A 16,719-nucleotide genomic window follows, 5' to 3' on the forward strand; every position below is an offset into this window, starting at 1 on the left:
ATGACCATCAAGTTATTTGTTAGACCGATTCCGGTCACCCAAGCCGCCGCCACAGCGCTGGAATGGGCGTTGTATAGTTATACGGGCGAGCGGATTGGTTCCGGAAGGGCTGACGACGCCGAAGAGCTGATGCAGTTGGTGGCTCAGCACGATCTGCAGGATGTCTGGGTGCAGTATGTGCTGCCAGCCTCTCATTTTACCTTCACGGTCGCCCACGTGGCCGCCAAACAGGCGCGCTATGTGCAGCAGGCGTTGCCCTTCGCCATAGAAGAAGCCATCGCGGAAGACGTTGAATCCATGCACTTGGTGACCGGTGAACGTATCGGCAAAGAAGAGTATCCGGTGCTGGTCATTCGTCGCGAACGGATGGACCGCTGGTTTGAAGCCGCGAGCGCGCTGGAGTTTCCACTACATGGTATGTATGTGGACGCGCAAATGTGCCCGGGCGAAGAGGGCGCATTAACGGTGCTGTTTGACGGCGATGAAGTGTTGCTGTTTCAGCCTGGTCTGGTGTGTATGCGCACCCATCATGAAAACCTGTTGCCCTACCTGGAAATTTGCGCGCGCAGCCGTGCTTCTTCTGAGGACGACGAGGCGCCGGCGTGGAATATTCGCGTGCTGACGCCGGAAGATCAAAAAGAAAGTCTGGGCGTTCTGTTGGCGCAAATTGAGCACGTTGACGGCGCGATCGTACAGATGGAGACTTTTTCCGTACCGTCCTTCGACTTGCTGTGCGAATCTTTTTTCAACACCAGCCATGCCGCCAACCTATGTCAGGGCCCCTATGCGATTAAAGAAAGCAGCGGTTCATCCGGCATCGGCAAATGGTGGCCTGTTGCGGCGGTCGCGGCGGGATGGTTCGCCATTCAGGTCGGCCTGGACCTGACGCAAGGGTTCATGTACCAGAAGCAGGCGGATGAATACGATCAGCAAATGGTCAAGCTATACCGTTCGCTGTATCCCAATGAGAAAAACGTGAGCAGCCCCAAGCGACAAATGGAAGGCAAACTGCGTAACGCCAGCAACACGGGCGGCGGAGGCTTTTTGCTGCTATTGGGTGAGGCGGGTTATCAACTCTCCGTGCAGCCCGGCAAGCAGAATATGGGCTTCAACAACCTCCAGTTCAGCAACCAGCGCGGCGAGCTCGCGGTGGAAGTGAAAGCCCCTTCCTTGGACCAGCTGGATCGTTACAAGCAGGCGCTGGTGCAGTCGGGTTATCAGGTGGACATCGGCTCTGCAATCAAAGAGCCCAGTGGCGTCCGCGGCAAGATTACCATTAAGGGGAGCTAAGCAATGGGAAGCATGCAGCAACTTAAAAAGATCCCCGCCGTGGGCAAGGGCCTGAGCTGGTTTTACGGCCTGTCGCAGCGTGATCAGACCGCTCTGAAGTGGATGATTCTGGTCGTGGCGGCGTTCAGTGTTTACATGTTTGTATGGGCTCCGGTGCAGGACTTTGTCGAGAGTTCAAAGAACAGTGCGGAAGCATCGCACGAGTCTTTGACCTGGATGAAAGAAAATGAAGCCCGTGCACGCGCCTCTTCGCGTCAAAGCGGTGCTGGAAAAGGTTCGATCTCCGGCGGCCAGTCATTGTTGTCCACCGTGGGTAGCAGCGCTCGCAAGTTTGGGTTGGAGTTACAGCGCTTCGAGCCGCGTGGCGAAGACAAGGTCAATGTGTGGCTGGATAAAGTCTCGTTCAACCAACTGATGCTGTGGCTGGGCGAGCTTGAGAAGAACTATGGCGTCGCGGTTGAGCAGATCACCGTAGATAAAGCCGATGCGCCCGGAGTTGTCAGCTCCAGGCTTTCCTTAAGCATTTAATCCCTTTATTATCAGTGGATGCGGCTGTTTTCATCAGCCGCTGACGCTATCCGGAAAATTCGTCAGAATTCAGATAACGGACCCATTTTATTGACTGGCGCAAGGACGCGTCAGCGGGTTGTATAACCCGAGGCCCAGGGGCGGGAACTTTCCTCTTTGGGCATGCGTTAAAACGACTAGGGAAGCGGTTTTTAATGCTGAAGCAGTAAAAGGAACGACAGCAGTAATACAGTCGGCAAGCGCCTGGAGAGACCCCTGCGGGTAACGGTGCGTCTGGCCGGTATTAACCGGCTTGGGCCTGTAGAACGCCTGTTCAGCGCGCTTGGAAGTACAAATATAAAAATAATGATACTTTCTAGCTCTCAGGAGACCATAAAATGACTGGGGACCTCGTCGCTGACACTGCTTTAGTGCGCTTGGACAGAAGCGCGTTGTCTGAAGCAAAGTCCATTCTGTTTCATGCCTACCGCCATGAACCCACCTTTCAGTATTTATTTGATTCTTCCCGCCCCGGTTATGACCAAAGAGTTCGCGCCACCATCCGTGAAGGGTTGGAGCTGCACTTTGCGCACAATCAGGATGCGCTGGGGCTGGTGGATGAGGATACGCTGGTGGCGGTTGCATTTATTGGCAGCCCGGAAGCCAGGTTCAGTCTCGCCGATCAACTGAACTGGCGCATCAGAATGATGCTGACCGCGGGTTTGTCCTCCACCAAACGTTACATTGATTACCACGAGCAGGTGCACGCCTGTTTGCCGAAAGACACCCATCACCACTTGCCTTTTATCGGTGTGCACCCCAAATACCAGAGTAAGGGATACGGACGTATGCTGATGCAGGTGATTGAAGGCATCTGTCGTGAGAGTCCGCTGTCCTCCGGCATAGGGCTGGATACTGGCAATGCGCGTTATCTGCGCTTTTATCTCGGGCTGGGCTATGAAAAAGTAGGCGAGGTGCGTTTGGGCAACGTCACCGAAACGGTGTTGTTCAAACCTTGCCACTGAAGCGCTGTCCGCCGATTTATTAATTTACCTAACGTAAAAGCTTAATAAGGCGCTTTAAATGTATGATTTAGTTGTTATTGGGGCCGGTTCTGGAGGCGTGAGGGCGGCTCGCGTCGCGGCTCAGTCAGGGGCGAAAGTCGCCATTATCGAAGAGCGTTTCTACGGCGGCACCTGCGTTAACGTAGGTTGCGTGCCGAAAAAGCTGTTTGTCTACGCTTCCCACTACGGTGAAGACTTCCACGACGCCCAGGGCTTCGGTTGGGATACAGGATCGCCAACCTTCAACTGGCGTCGGCTGGTGGAAAACAAAGATAATGAAATCAAACGCTTGAACGGCATTTATGAGAATCTTCTCAAAAACGCCGGCGTGGAAATTATTGACGGGCGCGGGACGATTAAAGCCCCCGGCCAAGTTGAAGTAAACGGCGAGGTGCTGCAAACAAAACATATTCTGGTGGCTACCGGCAGCAAGTCGTTCATGCCGGAGTTCCCAGGTTGCGAACATAGTCTGGATTCCGACGCTATGTTCTACCTGGAGCGTCTGCCGAATAAGGCGATTGTGGTGGGCGGCGGTTATATCGCTGTGGAGTTCGCCGGCATACTTGCGGGCCTTGGCGTAGAGACTCACTTGGTTTATCGCGGTCCGCGCCTGTTGAAGAAGTTCGACGGCGATATTCGCGACTTCTTGCACGATGAGATCGTCAAGAAAGGCATTCATCTTCACTTGGAAGAGGACGTCGTCGCCATCGAAAAGACTAGCGACGACGTTGCGCCTTATTTGGTGAAGCTCAAATCCGGCGCCACGCTGCAGGTTGGACTAACGCTTCATGCGACGGGCAGGACGCCAAATACAGCCGGACTGGGATTGGAGGAAAGCGGCGTCAAGCTGGGCGCCAGAGGCGAGGTGCTGGTGGATGACGATTACCAGACCAATGTGCCTGGCATATTCGCCGTCGGTGATGTGATTGACCGTTATCAGCTCACCCCAGTGGCGCTGTCAGAAGGCATGTACGTCGCTAACTACCTGTTTGGCGAGAATCCGGTGTCGGTGGATTATGAACGCATCCCCACGGCGGTGTTCTCCCAGCCCAGCGTCGCTACGATAGGCCCAACTGAGGAAGAGGCGAGGGCGAAGCACAGTCATATCAAGGTCTTCCGCTCCAGCTTCCGCGCTTTGAAAAACACTCTCAGCGGCAATCAGGAACGCACCATGATGAAACTGATTGTGGACGGGGATACGGATGTGGTTCTTGGCGCACACATGGTCGGCTCGGAAGCGGCGGAGATTATTCAGGGATTGGCGGTGGCGATTCGAGCTGGCGCCACAAAGGCGATATTTGACACCACCATCGGCATCCATCCTTCCAGTGCGGAAGAGTTCGTCACTATGCGGCAGCCTGTTTAGGGGCCGCCTCGAGCGCTTCTTTTAGCGATCTTCATCGCCGTGAGCGGCGGCGTTTTCCGGCGTGGGGTTTTCCGCGTCGGATTCGCCCAGCCAAGTCTGCAGGCAATCCACTAGCTGTTGCTTCTTGATGGGTTTGCTCAGGTAATCATCCATACCAGCCTTACGACAGGCGTCGGCGGCGCCTTCCAGGGCGTTGGCCGTCAACGCGACAATGGGAGTAGGTTTGACGCCTGCGCGGGATTCCATTTGCCGGATCTTGGCGGTGGCCTGATACCCGTCCATGACTGGCATCTGACAGTCCATGAAGATCAGATCGTATTTGCTCCCGCGTACTTTTTGCAGGGCTTCTTCGCCGTTGTCGGCATTTTCAGTTTCGATGCCCAGCTTGTTGAGGATACCGCAGGTGACTTTCTGGTTGACCTGATTATCCTCCACAATCAAAACCCGGCCCTGGAACTGAGGAATCGGTCCGGCCGCCGGAGCGCTCCAACTGGCGCCGTCCGGTGAGCGCCGATAATGCAGCGTTAGCGCGAATTTGAAGCAGCTGCCTTTTCCGGATTCACTTTCAACGAAAATTTCCCCTTCCATCAATTCCAGCAGTCGCTTGGCGATCGCCAGACCCAGGCCGGTTCCTCCGTAGCGCCGCGAATTGGACTGATCCGCCTGTTGGAACGAGCTGAACATGCGGCGCTGCTGTTCGGGAGCGATGCCGATACCGCTGTCCTCCACTTCGCAGGTGAAGCAGACTTTGTCTGCGCCGATTTCTTCCCAATTGGCGTGCACGCGGATATAGCCCTCCGCGGTAAACTTGATGGCGTTGTTAATCAGGTTAGCGAGCACTTGGCGAATACGGGCGGGGTCGGCGGTGACCAGCGCGTCCTGCAGCTCGCCTTCGTACTCCTGATGCAATAACAGGCCTTTTTCTTCGACCTGAGGGCGGAAGGCATTGAGCGTTTCCTCCACCAGGGAGCGCAGGTTAAATTCAATGGGGTCGATGGAAAGACGTCCGCGCTCAATTTTGGAGAAATCCAGAATATCGTCGATGATAGCGATCAAGTGTTCCGTGGAGCGCATGGCGACATGGGTATATTCTTTCTGTTCCTCGTCCTGCTGGGTTTCCTGCAATAACTGCAACATGCCCAACACGCCGTTCATGGGGGTGCGCAACTCATGGCTCATAATGGCCAGAAACTCGCTCTTGGCCTTGCTGGCGCTCTCTGCCTCGTTGCGCGCGGTTTCGATCATTCCCAGGTGTTCCGTCTGCTCCAGGCTGGCTTTTTCCAGCGCCACAGCTAACTGATTGATGCTGTCCCGCAATCGGCTCAGCTCCAGCCCTCTGATGTCCGGCGCCCGGGTGCGGTAGTCGCCGTTTTTAATTAACTCCACACCGGCGGTGAGCTGCTCAATGGGATTGGCGATGGAGCGCGCCATATTCCGGATTAGCAGATAGGTGAGGAACATGAGTAGAGCGGCCACAGTGAAGGAACTGTAGATAATCCGGTGCTGGCCCTCAATGATGACGCTTTCAGTAATAGCGACTTCCACCTTGCCGATCCGTGAAGGACCGGTTGTGAACTGGAACTCGCTGGCGAAACTGGCGAAGGCGTCGTTCTCCAATTCGATCTGTGACTGCAGAATATCCGCAGACAGCAGGATGGGCGTTTCGTCGGCGTCGGCCAGCTTGCGTCCTGCGCCGTCGATCTCCGCCATCAAGTTGCCAAAGGAGTCGTGAATGGTGATGTGGTGCACCAGCGGTGACTGAGCGACTTTGCCAAGCAGCTTCTCCAGGGCGCCGGTGTTGCCGGAGATGACGTCATATTCCACCGCCGGAGCGAGCTGGTCGGCGATCAGTTGTCCCCGCGCGATCAGGTCAGTGCGGGCTTCGCTCAGCCGCACGGTGGTGAAGAAGAAAACCAGGCACGCAAACATCAAGCCGCTGGGCAACAGGCCGAGCAGTAACGACTTTTTGTAAACGCTCCAGTCTTGAAAACCGCGTTTCATTGTTCAGCCTCTGACATTTCCAGGCGATGCTGTAACTCGTAGGCATCGGGAATGATTAAATTCAGCGAGCGCGCCACCTGGATATTGACGGCGACGGAAAAGTAGCGGGAATGCTCCGATGGAGCTGGCTTTTTGTCAGTAAGATAGCGCTGGACTATTTCCGTCGTCTGACGGGCGAAGTCGGCGCTGGTTGAATAAGTAGTGGCGAGCGCCCCGGCTTTGACGAAAGCGAGAGAAGGGCCGATCAAAAAGCGATTGTGACGGTAGGCGGTGAGCAATATGTGTTTGATCTGCGAGCCGTTGAAAACATCAGTGTCCAGAATGCCCAACAGATAGTCGGTATTGTCGAGCGCGGCGCTGAGCATGCGTTGCGCGCTTTCATATTGGGATAATGGGTAGTTGCTGAGCAGTTGCCCGGCCACCGGCGTGGCGGGCAAGTCCGTCAATGGCTGGGCGCTGAGTACCCCCGCCGTCCGGGCGGTGGGCAGTATCAAGCCCGCCAGTCGCGCCTGTCGCTGCAACGGCGCATCCAAAAAGATAGCGGTGTGCGGCGTTGCGCCGGGATATTCCCGGGTTAATCTCAGATAGTCGCTGCGACTGACAAACAGACTGATCACCAGTTGTCCTTTAGCTCCTGCCAGACTTTGTTGCAATGCCCGTTCACCCAACGCCAGAATGACGGCGTCGTTCTCCAATGTGGAAAAGTGGATATTGGCGTCGCTGATGAACTCCGCGCGCCAGGGAGCGGGAGACAGCGCTTTGAATTCCTCCAGGAACTTGGCGGCGATTGGCGTTCTTTCCGGACCGGCCACATAGACTATCAGACTGAACTCCTGGGCGCCTGCGGCGGTGGCGAGAGACAGCGCCAGCATCAAGGCGGCCCAGCAGACCGCGTAACGCCGGGCGGCGGCGAGAGAGAGGACTAACGATGAAAAAATACCGGCCATCCCTGGTCCCCGCCTCAAAACTTCAGGTTCGCGGACAAGAACAGATGGGTGCGGTCGTCCAGGACGTTGTCGCGATACATGATCGGGTCATCGTTCAGGTAATGCTCCAGTTTTGCGGATAGTTCCATTTGGCCGCGACCCAGGCGGCGATGATAGCTGACGGTCAGGTCGGCGCGCTCGTAGACGTAGTCGCCAATGGCGTCGGCCAGATAGTAAGCCGCCGCGGCATCAAATCGGTCGCTGATCCGTCGCAGCCAGGTGAAACTGCCGCTATGGCGGGCGGACATGCGGGACTCGATCTGGAACAAACGACTGACGTCGAAACTGGTGTAGGCGGTGTAAAAGTCCGTCACAGAGCCGGTGTATTCCTCATCCTGATCCAGATAAGCGTAGGTTGCTCTGAGGGTGTCGCGCAAGGAAGGAGAGTAGGTGGTTTCGACCTCGAAGCCGGTTTGCTCGATTTTGAGGTTGTTTTCAGGTTCGAAAGAGAAGTACTGCAATGGCGCGCTGATAAGGTCCCACATGTTATCGCGAAACACCTTGATGTCCGCTTCCAGCCCCCATTCCGGATAGTTGAGATAGTAGCCGATTTCGCGGGAGACGATTTTTTCGTTATCCAGCCCTCCTGGCGACCGGATCAGAAAACTGCGGGCTTCGGTCTCGCCATCCAGCGGCGGGTCCAGATCCCTGGCGACAAAGCTCCAGGCGACGGACTGCTCATAGGTGTCAGGTGTGCGCACGGCATGGGACACCACCAGACGCAACGTCTGGTTAGGCGTCAGGTGGTAGAACATGGCGCCCCGGGGGGAGAAATAACCGCCGTTAGCCTGATCATGCTCCGCCATGCCGCCCAGGTTGAAGCCGAGGTCCGGCAGAGGGCGGTATTCCAGATTGAAAAACGCCCGTTGCAGATAGTTATCATCGCCGCCGTTGAAGTAAGTTTCTGAGTAAAAACTGTCTTTACGAAAGCTCAAACCGGACACCAGCCTGACTTCATCGGAAAAGGTGTAAGTATCCTGCAGCTCGATGTCCTGACGGGTTTCGGCGATGTCCAGGTTAATTCTGCCGCAGACGATGGCGTCGGGATCGCTGGCGGACATTTCTTCAATAAGCGTGCGGGCGATCGCGTCGTCTTCCGCAGAGCCAAGCCCCGAGCCCGGCCCGGAGACAATGTTGGCGTAGATCTCAGCCAGAGTTGCGCCGTTGGCGCCGATCAGGATGGAGCCGAAACGTTGATTGGCCGCGTACAGGGCGGACAGGTTGTCGCTGAATAGAATGGGGTGATTACAGTTGGTCCAGTCCTGCCGCCGGATGCGTCGATGCGCATAGGCTTGCACCTGGAAAAAGTGATTGGCGTTCACTTCCCGGCGCCAGTTCACCGAGGCGAAACGGTCCCGTTCGTCGGACTCAGGGACGCTGGTCTGGCCGTCGCCGGTATCAGGGTGATAGTCATGGTCGCCGTTCAACAGACCTGCTTGCACTTGCAGGTTATCTCTGGGTCCCAGTTGCACATTGGCGGAAAGGTTAAATCCGTCCAGATCGTAGCTGTCGATAAAGGGATCGCCATTGGCGCGACGATCAAAACCATCGTCCTGCTTGCCGTTCACGGAAATACGGTAGTTGAGGGTGTCGCCGCCTCCGCCATAGCTGGCGTGATAGCGGTTATAGCCATTGCTGCCGTCCCAGTAGCTAAGGGAGGTCCCGTGCGTGTCATAGGGATGTTTGGTGATGATATTGACGATAGCCAGGAACGAATTGGCGCCGTAAGCAGCGGCGTTAGGGCCGCGGGTAATTTCTATGCGTGCGATGTCTTCCAGGGCGACCGGAATATTGAGCCAGTCCACATCCGCCAGATTGGGGTTGTAGACGGATCGCCCATCCACCAGCACCTGCAGGCGGCGCTGCTCGTTGGCGTTAGTGCCATGGTAGCTGACGGAAGGAAGGTTGGAGGACACGGACCCGACAGTCATGCCGGGAACCAGACGAAAGGCGTCGTGCAGATTACGTACGCCAAGTCGATGCAGTAACTCTGCATCCAGAACTGTCACAGTTGCGGGAGTTTCCGAACGGGGCTGTTTGAGTCGGGCCGGGGTCAGCACCACCGGAATCTCGGCGGATTGCCAGTCCGTCATGGAGATGTCGGCCTCCGCCAGCATATCATTCGAAGAGCTTTCGACGGCATGGGCGAGAGAGCTGGCGCAAGCTAAAACAAGCGCAGACAGACCGCGTCGCTCTTTGGTCGCTCGGACAGTTATCAACCGCATATGATAGCGTCTAGTTGTGTGGTATGAGGTTTCCCGGTGTCTTGTTCTTATTCGTCCGCTCCCTGCAAGATCAGCCGGCGTCGCTTCCGGCTCTGCGTTTCCGTCGCCCCTCGGGTTGTCGGTGAGGAGGAATCGCTGCTGACAAAGCTGACTTTTACCTTAGAAAGTCATCCGGCGCAATATTTAAGGTTTTTTAGCGCCTTATGCGCACAAAGTTTGTCCGACGCGATGGCGACGTCCACCAGATAGAACAGGGACGCCAGCCCGAAATGATCCCTGCCCATGTTGTGATAGACCATGCCCAGCGCGATATCCTCTGCGCTATAGCTCTGGTGGTGGCTACTGAAATACAGGGCGCTCTGGTTCAGCTCCTCGTCATTCAGTAAGCGTGTAATACGGCCGACGCCGCCGTGGTAAGCCTGAATCAGTAACAGGCCGTACAAGGCGTTGCGTTTCTTCTCCGGCAGCTTGCCGAACAAGGCGTTAAAAGGCTCTTCCAGATTGCGATGATTCTGTTGATACAGCTTCAGCGCGCAGTCAATCTGCGCCATACGATGCAGGTAATACTGCTTGGGCACGCCGCAATCCTTCAGCACAGTGGTGCGCAACTGCATGATGCCATTGGCGTTGGCGACGGAGCGGCTGTTTTTCAATCCGCCGCTTTCAATCAAAACTTGGCCGAGGATTTCCCGCATGATGGAGTCCGGGAAACTATAGCGTCCCTGGGCTTTGCGTGTTTCGTAAATGTCGATGAAGGCTTTGTATAACGGTACTGGCTTATCCTTGTCGCCGACTTTTAAGCCGTCCCAGGAGCCCCAGATTAATACGTCTTTATCCGGCCCCAACATGCGCGTTGCGGACTCCTGTAGATCTACGTGGGGTTGATCGCAGGCGAGCGCGAAAGGATAACCGGCGTCGTTTAATGAACCTTCCGCCCAGAAAGGCTCCTTCTGTTTGGCCGCCAGCTTTTTACGCAGCTGGTTGATGGCCTGCTGGGTGTCGGCCTCATCATCCCGATTGTTGAGATAGCCTTTGAAGATGCCCTGGTTGTCGAACAGGATGTGCCGGTCAGGCTTTTCGCAAAATCCGGTGGATAACAAAACCCAGGTGCGAATGATGCTCAGATTGCGGTAAAAGTTGAGGCTGTATCGGTAAGGCGTCTGCCTGACGGCTTCCGTCCAACGCTCCAGTTGGGCGTCCGCGACGGCGCTTCTTACTGGTGAAAGAGACGTCAGCAGGACCAATGCAATAAAACGGATGACGAGTGTAATTCTAAAGCTACGCATATCCAAATAGTGTCAGCAGTGAAATTCATACGCAACCGGCGCGAAGCGTATTCTTGGTCTGTCTATAACGCGGAAACCACAACAGACCCTAGGCTAATGTATTGTTTTACGGTAACTTATGGAAGCGTTAGGGTTTGTGATCAAGTCTCCCTCGCCGTACAAAACGGCGCAAAAAGGCGTGTTTTCGCGAGAGCTTGCGCAGCCGCGTCCTGAACTTGGGCGAATAACGCGCGAGAACGGTCAGCGCGATAAAAATCAGCGGCAGGCCCAGAGGAATTGGCAACGGAAGAAGCACTGCGCCAACAATCAACAAGGCGGATGCGAGAATGATGTAAGTCCAATGTACCACTTTCATAGATGACGCACAGATAGGCGGAAATCGCGGCATCTTAATCCGCCGTTTATGACAGGATGATGAACAGTTTTATGAATGCGAAATTAGCGGTGAAAAGAGAGCAAATGTTGTCCGTGTTGAGGTTGATCGGCGGGCGTAGGTTCAACTGGCGGGTGATGGTTGTCATGGCGGCGCTGGCGCTTTCGCCAACCTCCGCCTGGGCGTGGGGCGAACTGGGACACCGTGTAGTGTGTGATGTCGCTTGGAAGGAATTGTCCCCGGCGGTGCGTGATCAGGTGCAGAAGCTGTTGCAGCAGGCGGGCAAGCGCACTTTCGCGGAGGCCTGCCTGTGGCCGGATCAAGTCAGGTCCGAGAAAGAGTTCAAGCACACAGGCTCCTATCACTATGTGAATGTCGAGCGCGCGGCCACTGAAGTATCCACCGCTAAGGATTGTCAAAGCAAAGGCTGCGTGCTGACGGCGCTCAACGCCTACGCGGACGCCCTGAGAGGCAAGCCGCACCCGGATTACCAGGCCACTCCTGCGCAGGCGTTGATGTTCATCGGGCATTTTATCGGCGATATTCATCAGCCCCTGCATGTGTCCTATGGCGATGACCGCGGCGGCAACAAGGTTGTCTATAACGTCGCCGGTGAAGAAACCAATTTACACCGCTTATGGGATGTGAATATCCCTGAGTCAGGCTTGCCCCGGGATTGGCGCAAGGCGGGCAAGAAAGTGCGCGGCAAGCATCGTGGCGAGGCGGTGACCGCGCTGACGCTGCAGGATGCGGAGAGTTGGGCGAATGAGTCGCTCGCCATTACCCGAAAAGTCTATGCATCGCTGCCAACGCAAGGCTCCGAATGGAGTAAAAAAGAGCTGGCGCGGGAATACCCTGTTGCTGAAATGCGTCTCTATCAGGCGGGCGTACGCTTAGGCGCGGTTCTGAACCAACTGTTGGCGCCCAATCAGGACCAGACTCTGGCGGATTAGACCAAAAGACGAGGGAGCAGCTAGTCAGCATGGTTCCCAGCCGCTTGCGAATCTGCATAGAATGGAAGTAAGCAACGGCGCAACCCGTAAGGAGATGTATCGATGGGGGTAGTAATCAGCTTTCGCAAGGACAACATTTCTCCGGAAAACGTCCTGCGCTATTTCTTCCATGAGATCAATGAGGCTCACGGCTTGGAATTGAGCCTGACCGATCCTCGTATCAAACCACATCTTGCCGCGTTGAAAAGTCTTGCGGAGGTTTACGTCAAAACCGCCGCGACGGAAGTGAAAGGAATCGACGAGGCGCTGCAGGAGCCGCTTCTGAAAGAAATCACCAAACTGAGGGCCCGTTTTTTAGCGGAAACCGTGTTGGGCGTCTTGCAGGAAGAGAGCATAGTGCATATTGTGCCCGACCACGAATGAAAGCCGTCCGTTTATCTCCGCTGCAATGCCGTTCTTCCGAGAATTGTTACGGAGATTTCCGGCGACGGACGCTTATCGTAGTTCAGGTTGTTTTTTGATTAGTACGACACCAGGATTTGTTTGATGAATATTGAAGAACAGGAAAAAATCATCGGTCTGTTAGGATCAATGGCGATGTATAACGATAAGGGAATACACTGGACGGACGCCTCGCCGGAAAAGGCGGCGCAAGTGCGCGACGGATTCAGAAAAGCAATCGATAATCTGATTGCGGAAATAGGGCAGGACAATATACCGGAGCAGGTTTTAACCTTACTGCGCTCGGACAAGGTGCTGGTGGACGGCCAGGGCTCCGCCTACACCGAGGCGCGTCGGCTGTTTAAAAGCCTCAACGCCTGATTTACCACTCTTTTCTCTCCCTCTCACGAACGCCCTGACGGCGGCGTTCGTTTTCAATCGTTCGTCTGGCGCAGATCTGAACCCGATGCCTCCAAGGAGTGAACCCTGATTTGAAAAACGGGGTCCACTCTTCGATTGTCTAATTAAGCTGTTTGACGAGTTCTGAGTCGCTTTTTGGAAAATAAGCCCAATAAGGCCATCCCAAATAACACAAACGCGCCAGGTTCAGAGACAGGAACGGGATCGGGACCATCAACAAAGCTGGTGACTTTGAGGTTATCCAGTGCGACATATACATCGTCGTTTCTTGGAGAATTGAACCCTTTCTTCCCAAGCGAAAACCGGAAGTTATCTATGTCTCCGCCTGAACTTTGGAAAGTAGAACTGGTTATGTGAGACCCGTTTACTGCAATGTTCCACCTGGATGCTGCCAGGTCTACGTCGATGACAAATTTAAGGATGCTATCTTCTTCAAAATAGGCGGCGGCCGGGGGAGGTGAGAGTATGCGCCCGGTCAGTCCAATTTGTCCATTTGGTCGCAAGTAAACATTTTGAACCGTCGGCGTATCCAACAATAACGTCATTTGATACTCGGAGCCGATAAGGTTGGACGCCAGGATATCGTATTCGAACCTGTAATTGTCATAGCCACGACCCAGCCGGAATCCAATTTGATCGTAAAGATATGGAGCCGTATTGCCGGTTGAATTAAACACCAGAGGTTGATCATCCAAAGCGCCGAATTGCTCTTTAACCGTTGGTGAACCGAACCCAATATTAGTTGGAGTGTCGGCGCCTGAGCCGGTGGTTGGCGTTGATCCCGGAGTATGGACGGGGGAGTTGAAGTCAACATCGTAGTGGGTGATCACGCCTGCCTGAGCGTTTACGGCGCAAGCAAAAAGAACGCTACCTGTAAGAAAAATATTCCTTTTCATTTAAAAAACTCTCAAATAATGACACAACAGCAGAGTAGAAATTGTGCATTTTGAAACGCATTAATGGGTCGTTTTGACGACCTTTCAGATAGATAAAACACCGAACATTTTCGTTATTTAAGCCAGGGCGCGGCTGGCTTCACGCTGCCTTTGGAGGCGCGTGGTGACTGATTAAAAATGATTTCTTCTAGTTTTTCTCTCAAATTCAGAAACATGGTGGACTTGCCATTCGGGTGAAAACGATAAGCAAATTGGGGGATTGACCCCGCTGTTGCATTCGCTTAAAAATTCTCCAACGTCTTCAGAAAAAGGATGTGTTTCGAGAAGGCGTCAGGGAGACCGGAGGCGGGTCCTGCATGCCGGCTCTGGCCCACAGCAACAAGAATCCAGGAAATCACTATGAGCAAGAGATCAGAAAAAAGGCTTTCCCGACTGTTGGAGGGCGCATTGAAAAAACGTCTTGGTAAAAAATGGCGTCGAAATGAAAACGTTTTCATGTTTGGTTTGTTGTTCGGCTGCGCGACGTTGGCTCATGCTGTGCCGCCGCTATCGGTGCAGGGCAATAAAGTGGTCAGTGGCGGTAATCAAGTCAGTCTGGGAGGCAACAGCCTGTTTTGGAGCAACAACGGCTGGGGAGGGGAGCGCTTTTATAACTCCGGCGCGGTAGGCGCTATCAAAAACGACTGGAAATCCAGCATCGTACGCGCCGCCATGGGCGTGGATGAAGGCGGCGGTTATATACAGGACCGCGAAGGCAATCGTAATAAAGTCATCTCCGTGGTGGACGCCGCCATCGCCAACGATATGTATGTCATCATCGACTGGCACTCACACCATGCTCATGAGCACAAGAGCGAAGCTATCGAGTTTTTCCAGGACATGGCGCGCCGTTACGGCGACAAAAGCAATGTTATTTACGAGGTCTATAACGAACCGCTGGACGTATCCTGGAGCGGCGTTATCAAGCCCTACGCCGAGTCGGTGATTGACGCCATCCGTCAAATTGACCCGGATAACCTGATTATCGTCGGCACGCGCCAGTGGTCTCAGGAAGTGGAGGAAGCCTCTTGGGACCCTATTAACAGGAACAATATCGCCTATACGCTGCACTTTTATGCAGGAACCCATAAACAATGGCTGCGGGATAAAGCGCAAAGCGCCATGAACAACGGCATTGCTCTGTTTGTGACGGAATGGGGAACCGTAGACGCCAGCGGCGATGGCGGCGTTAATGAGGGCGAAACCTGGGCCTGGGTCGACTTCATGCGCAATCACGGCATCAGCCACGCCAACTGGGCGCTGAATGACAAAGCTGAAGGCGCTTCAACCTTCTGGCCAGGGGCTAGTGGAACCGGCGGTTGGAATGATGGAAACCTGACGCCTTCCGGTAAGCTGGTGAAATCCATTATCCAAAGCTCTGATCCCATACCTGGCGGTGATGATCCAGGACCTGGTCCGGATTGCGGATCAGTCTCCGTGCCCGGCAAGGTGCAGGCGGAAAACTACTGTGAAATGGAAGGCGTCGAAAAGGAAAATACCTCTGATGCTGGCGGCGGTCAGAATCTTGGCTATATCGACTCCGGCGACTGGATGTCTTATAAGATTAATGTGCCCAGCGATGGGGTTTACACGCTTTCCTATCGGGTGGCGAGTCTGAACGGAGGCGGCATCTTACAAGCGGAGAAAGCCGGTGGTTCGCCAGTGTACGGCTCTATCGAAATTCCATCCACGGGCGGCTGGCAAAGCTGGAAAACGATTTCACACGACGTTCAGTTGAGTGCGGGCGAACAACGAATTGGACTGGCGGCGGTGTCCGGCGGGTTCAATATCAACTGGTTTGACGTCACCCAGAAAGGCGGTCCGGCGCCGAACGCCATTACCGTGCAGGCGGAAGATTATCTGGTGATGAGCGGTGTGGAGCTGGAAAACACCAGTGACACAGGCGGCGGCAAAAACGTGGGCTACATCGACGCCAATGACTGGATGTCCTACCCAGAGGTCGACATTCCGGAAAGTGGCGTGTATACCGTGGAATATCGTGTGGCGAGCCTGTATGGCGGCGGCGTGCTGCAGTTCGAGAAAGCCGGCGGCGATATCGTTTACGGCAGCGTGGATGTGCCGAATACTGGCGGCTGGCAGAACTGGAAAACCATCAAGCATCAAGTGACGCTTGAAGCAGGTAAGCAGCGTTTCGGCATCTACGCCCCTGCAGGCGGCTGGAACCTGAACTGGTTCAAGATCACCAAAGGACAAAAATAAGGGAAGGCCGCCTGATATGACGCCCCCGTTGTCGCATTGCATGGGGGCGTCTGGTCGCAGGTTTATTGCTGCAGACGAATCTGTTTGAGCGCTTGGAAGATCATGTCTTTGTCGCGTTGAGACAGGTTTTCGGTGGTCAGCGTGTCATTGAACAGGTCCCGTTCAGCGTCTGTGAAGGGACCTTCGTTTTTCAGTTTATCGGCGATAGCGATAATGATCGCGTCACCCAGCTTTAACAGCGCCGGGCGTACTTCGGCCTGCAAATCACGGGCGGGCTGCTTCAGGGCGTCAGCATCTGACAGCCAGTCGGCGCGATATCGGAACTGAATGGCTTTGGCGGCGGAGATCTGTGCGGTAAAGAAAGCGCTGACGGACTCTGGATCGACCCCATGTCCGGCGGCGCCGTCTTTGGCTTTATCCAACACTACGCGCTCCCGCTCAATGTCTTCAATAGGCGCGCCTTTCTGGGCTTTGAACAGCGCTACATCCTTCATGTAACTCAAACGCTCGTTGATGGTCTTGAACGTGGTCTCCGCATAGCCTGCGGCGAGGGTGGAATGAGAGAAGGCTAAGCAAACGAGCAGAAATAACAGGTTCCTCATAGGAGCTTCCTTAAACAAACAATCAAATAATATAGAGAAAAAAATAATGC

At 54.7% G+C, this 16,719-nt stretch carries 14 protein-coding genes; 8 read left to right on the forward strand and 6 right to left on the reverse strand.

Annotation, left to right across the window (positions count from 1 at the left end; genetic code table 11):
* The 4 genes from gspL to gorA all read left to right on the forward strand — a co-directional run bounded on the left by gspL (position 1) and on the right by gorA (position 4,227).
* Positions 1 to 1,290, forward strand: coding sequence for a type II secretion system protein GspL (gene gspL / locus ACQYWX_RS13165; protein ID WP_431689085.1), 1,290 nt, complete (start codon positions 1 to 3; stop codon positions 1,288 to 1,290).
* Between the two features lie 12 nt (positions 1,291 to 1,302).
* Entirely contained in the window at positions 1,303 to 1,818 is a 516-nt protein-coding gene (gene gspM / locus ACQYWX_RS13170) for a type II secretion system protein GspM (RefSeq protein WP_431689086.1), read from the forward strand.
* Positions 1,819 to 2,195: 377 nt separating this feature from the next.
* A complete protein-coding gene (locus tag ACQYWX_RS13175) occupies positions 2,196 to 2,822 on the forward strand; it encodes a GNAT family N-acetyltransferase (RefSeq protein WP_127970117.1) in 627 nt (208 codons plus the stop codon).
* Between the two features lie 58 nt (positions 2,823 to 2,880).
* On the forward strand, positions 2,881 to 4,227 hold the full coding sequence (gene gorA / locus ACQYWX_RS13180) for a glutathione-disulfide reductase (RefSeq protein ID WP_431689087.1): 1,347 nt from the start codon (positions 2,881 to 2,883) through the stop codon (positions 4,225 to 4,227).
* A 21-nt stretch (positions 4,228 to 4,248) separates the two neighbouring features.
* Here gorA and ACQYWX_RS13185 read toward each other — a convergent pair whose 3' ends face one another.
* The 4 genes from ACQYWX_RS13185 to ACQYWX_RS13200 all read right to left on the reverse strand — a co-directional run bounded on the left by ACQYWX_RS13185 (position 4,249) and on the right by ACQYWX_RS13200 (position 10,725).
* On the reverse strand, positions 4,249 to 6,228 hold the full coding sequence (locus tag ACQYWX_RS13185; RefSeq protein ID WP_431689088.1) for an ATP-binding protein: 1,980 nt from the start codon (positions 6,226 to 6,228) through the stop codon (positions 4,249 to 4,251).
* On the reverse strand, positions 6,225 to 7,175 hold the full coding sequence (locus ACQYWX_RS13190) for a hypothetical protein (protein ID WP_431689089.1): 951 nt from the start codon (positions 7,173 to 7,175) through the stop codon (positions 6,225 to 6,227). The genes ACQYWX_RS13185 and ACQYWX_RS13190 overlap by 4 nt, the downstream gene beginning before the upstream one ends.
* Positions 7,176 to 7,189: 14 nt before the next feature.
* A complete protein-coding gene (locus ACQYWX_RS13195) occupies positions 7,190 to 9,439 on the reverse strand; it encodes a TonB-dependent receptor plug domain-containing protein (protein ID WP_431689091.1) in 2,250 nt (749 codons plus the stop codon).
* A 167-nt stretch (positions 9,440 to 9,606) separates the two neighbouring features.
* Positions 9,607 to 10,725 carry a hypothetical protein gene (locus ACQYWX_RS13200; protein WP_279507150.1) on the reverse strand — a complete coding sequence of 373 codons (1,119 nt, stop codon included), beginning with the start codon at positions 10,723 to 10,725 and terminating at the stop codon, positions 9,607 to 9,609.
* 426 nt (positions 10,726 to 11,151) lie between these two features.
* Here ACQYWX_RS13200 and ACQYWX_RS13205 point away from each other — a divergent pair, with 426 nt between their 5' ends.
* The 3 genes from ACQYWX_RS13205 (at position 11,152) to ACQYWX_RS13215 (ending at position 12,873) form a co-directional block, all read left to right on the forward strand.
* Positions 11,152 to 12,051, forward strand: a complete 900-nt coding sequence (locus ACQYWX_RS13205; RefSeq protein ID WP_431689092.1) for a S1/P1 nuclease — start codon at positions 11,152 to 11,154, stop codon at positions 12,049 to 12,051.
* A gap of 102 nt (positions 12,052 to 12,153) precedes the next feature.
* A complete protein-coding gene (locus ACQYWX_RS13210; RefSeq protein WP_431689093.1) occupies positions 12,154 to 12,474 on the forward strand; it encodes a hypothetical protein in 321 nt (106 codons plus the stop codon).
* 123 nt (positions 12,475 to 12,597) lie between these two features.
* The gene (locus ACQYWX_RS13215) at positions 12,598 to 12,873 is read left to right on the forward strand and encodes a hypothetical protein (protein ID WP_011397705.1); all 276 of its coding nucleotides are present in this window, start codon (positions 12,598 to 12,600) and stop codon (positions 12,871 to 12,873) included.
* Positions 12,874 to 13,016: 143 nt separating this feature from the next.
* Here ACQYWX_RS13215 and ACQYWX_RS13220 read toward each other — a convergent pair whose 3' ends face one another.
* A complete protein-coding gene (locus ACQYWX_RS13220) occupies positions 13,017 to 13,808 on the reverse strand; it encodes a PEP-CTERM sorting domain-containing protein (protein WP_431689094.1) in 792 nt (263 codons plus the stop codon).
* A 399-nt stretch (positions 13,809 to 14,207) separates the two neighbouring features.
* On the opposite strand from ACQYWX_RS13220, the gene ACQYWX_RS13225 reads away from it, so the two are divergent.
* A complete protein-coding gene (locus ACQYWX_RS13225; protein ID WP_431689095.1) occupies positions 14,208 to 16,067 on the forward strand; it encodes a carbohydrate-binding protein in 1,860 nt (619 codons plus the stop codon).
* Between the two features lie 62 nt (positions 16,068 to 16,129).
* Here the strand turns inward: ACQYWX_RS13225 and ACQYWX_RS13230 are convergent, their stop codons facing one another.
* Positions 16,130 to 16,669: a chorismate mutase gene (locus ACQYWX_RS13230; RefSeq protein ID WP_431689096.1), complete on the reverse strand. Its 540-nt coding sequence runs from the start codon at positions 16,667 to 16,669 to the stop codon at positions 16,130 to 16,132.
* Between the last annotated feature and the right edge of the window lie 50 nt (positions 16,670 to 16,719).

Origin of the sequence: Hahella sp. NBU794 (assembly GCF_050749805.1) — a bacterium.
In the GTDB taxonomy this organism is placed as follows: Bacteria; Pseudomonadota; Gammaproteobacteria; order Pseudomonadales; family Oleiphilaceae; genus Hahella.

Bases quoted from the DNA above. Each gene is read 5' to 3' on its own strand.
- gspM (WP_431689086.1), top strand. From the start codon at position 1,303: ATGCAGCAACTTAAAAAGATCCCCGCCGTGGGCAAGGGCCTGAGCTGG.
- ACQYWX_RS13225 (WP_431689095.1), top strand. From the start codon at position 14,208: ATGAGCAAGAGATCAGAAAAAAGGCTTTCCCGACTGTTGGAGGGCGCA.
- gorA (WP_431689087.1), top strand. From the start codon at position 2,881: ATGTATGATTTAGTTGTTATTGGGGCCGGTTCTGGAGGCGTGAGGGCG.
- ACQYWX_RS13215 (WP_011397705.1), top strand. From the start codon at position 12,598: ATGAATATTGAAGAACAGGAAAAAATCATCGGTCTGTTAGGATCAATG.
- ACQYWX_RS13195 (WP_431689091.1), bottom strand. From the start codon at position 9,439: ATGCGGTTGATAACTGTCCGAGCGACCAAAGAGCGACGCGGTCTGTCT.
- ACQYWX_RS13210 (WP_431689093.1), top strand. From the start codon at position 12,154: ATGGGGGTAGTAATCAGCTTTCGCAAGGACAACATTTCTCCGGAAAAC.
- ACQYWX_RS13230 (WP_431689096.1), bottom strand. From the start codon at position 16,669: ATGAGGAACCTGTTATTTCTGCTCGTTTGCTTAGCCTTCTCTCATTCC.
- ACQYWX_RS13175 (WP_127970117.1), top strand. From the start codon at position 2,196: ATGACTGGGGACCTCGTCGCTGACACTGCTTTAGTGCGCTTGGACAGA.
- ACQYWX_RS13205 (WP_431689092.1), top strand. From the start codon at position 11,152: ATGAATGCGAAATTAGCGGTGAAAAGAGAGCAAATGTTGTCCGTGTTG.
- ACQYWX_RS13200 (WP_279507150.1), bottom strand. From the start codon at position 10,725: ATGCGTAGCTTTAGAATTACACTCGTCATCCGTTTTATTGCATTGGTC.
- ACQYWX_RS13185 (WP_431689088.1), bottom strand. From the start codon at position 6,228: ATGAAACGCGGTTTTCAAGACTGGAGCGTTTACAAAAAGTCGTTACTG.
- ACQYWX_RS13190 (WP_431689089.1), bottom strand. From the start codon at position 7,175: ATGGCCGGTATTTTTTCATCGTTAGTCCTCTCTCTCGCCGCCGCCCGG.
- gspL (WP_431689085.1), top strand. From the start codon at position 1: ATGACCATCAAGTTATTTGTTAGACCGATTCCGGTCACCCAAGCCGCC.
- ACQYWX_RS13220 (WP_431689094.1), bottom strand. From the start codon at position 13,808: ATGAAAAGGAATATTTTTCTTACAGGTAGCGTTCTTTTTGCTTGCGCC.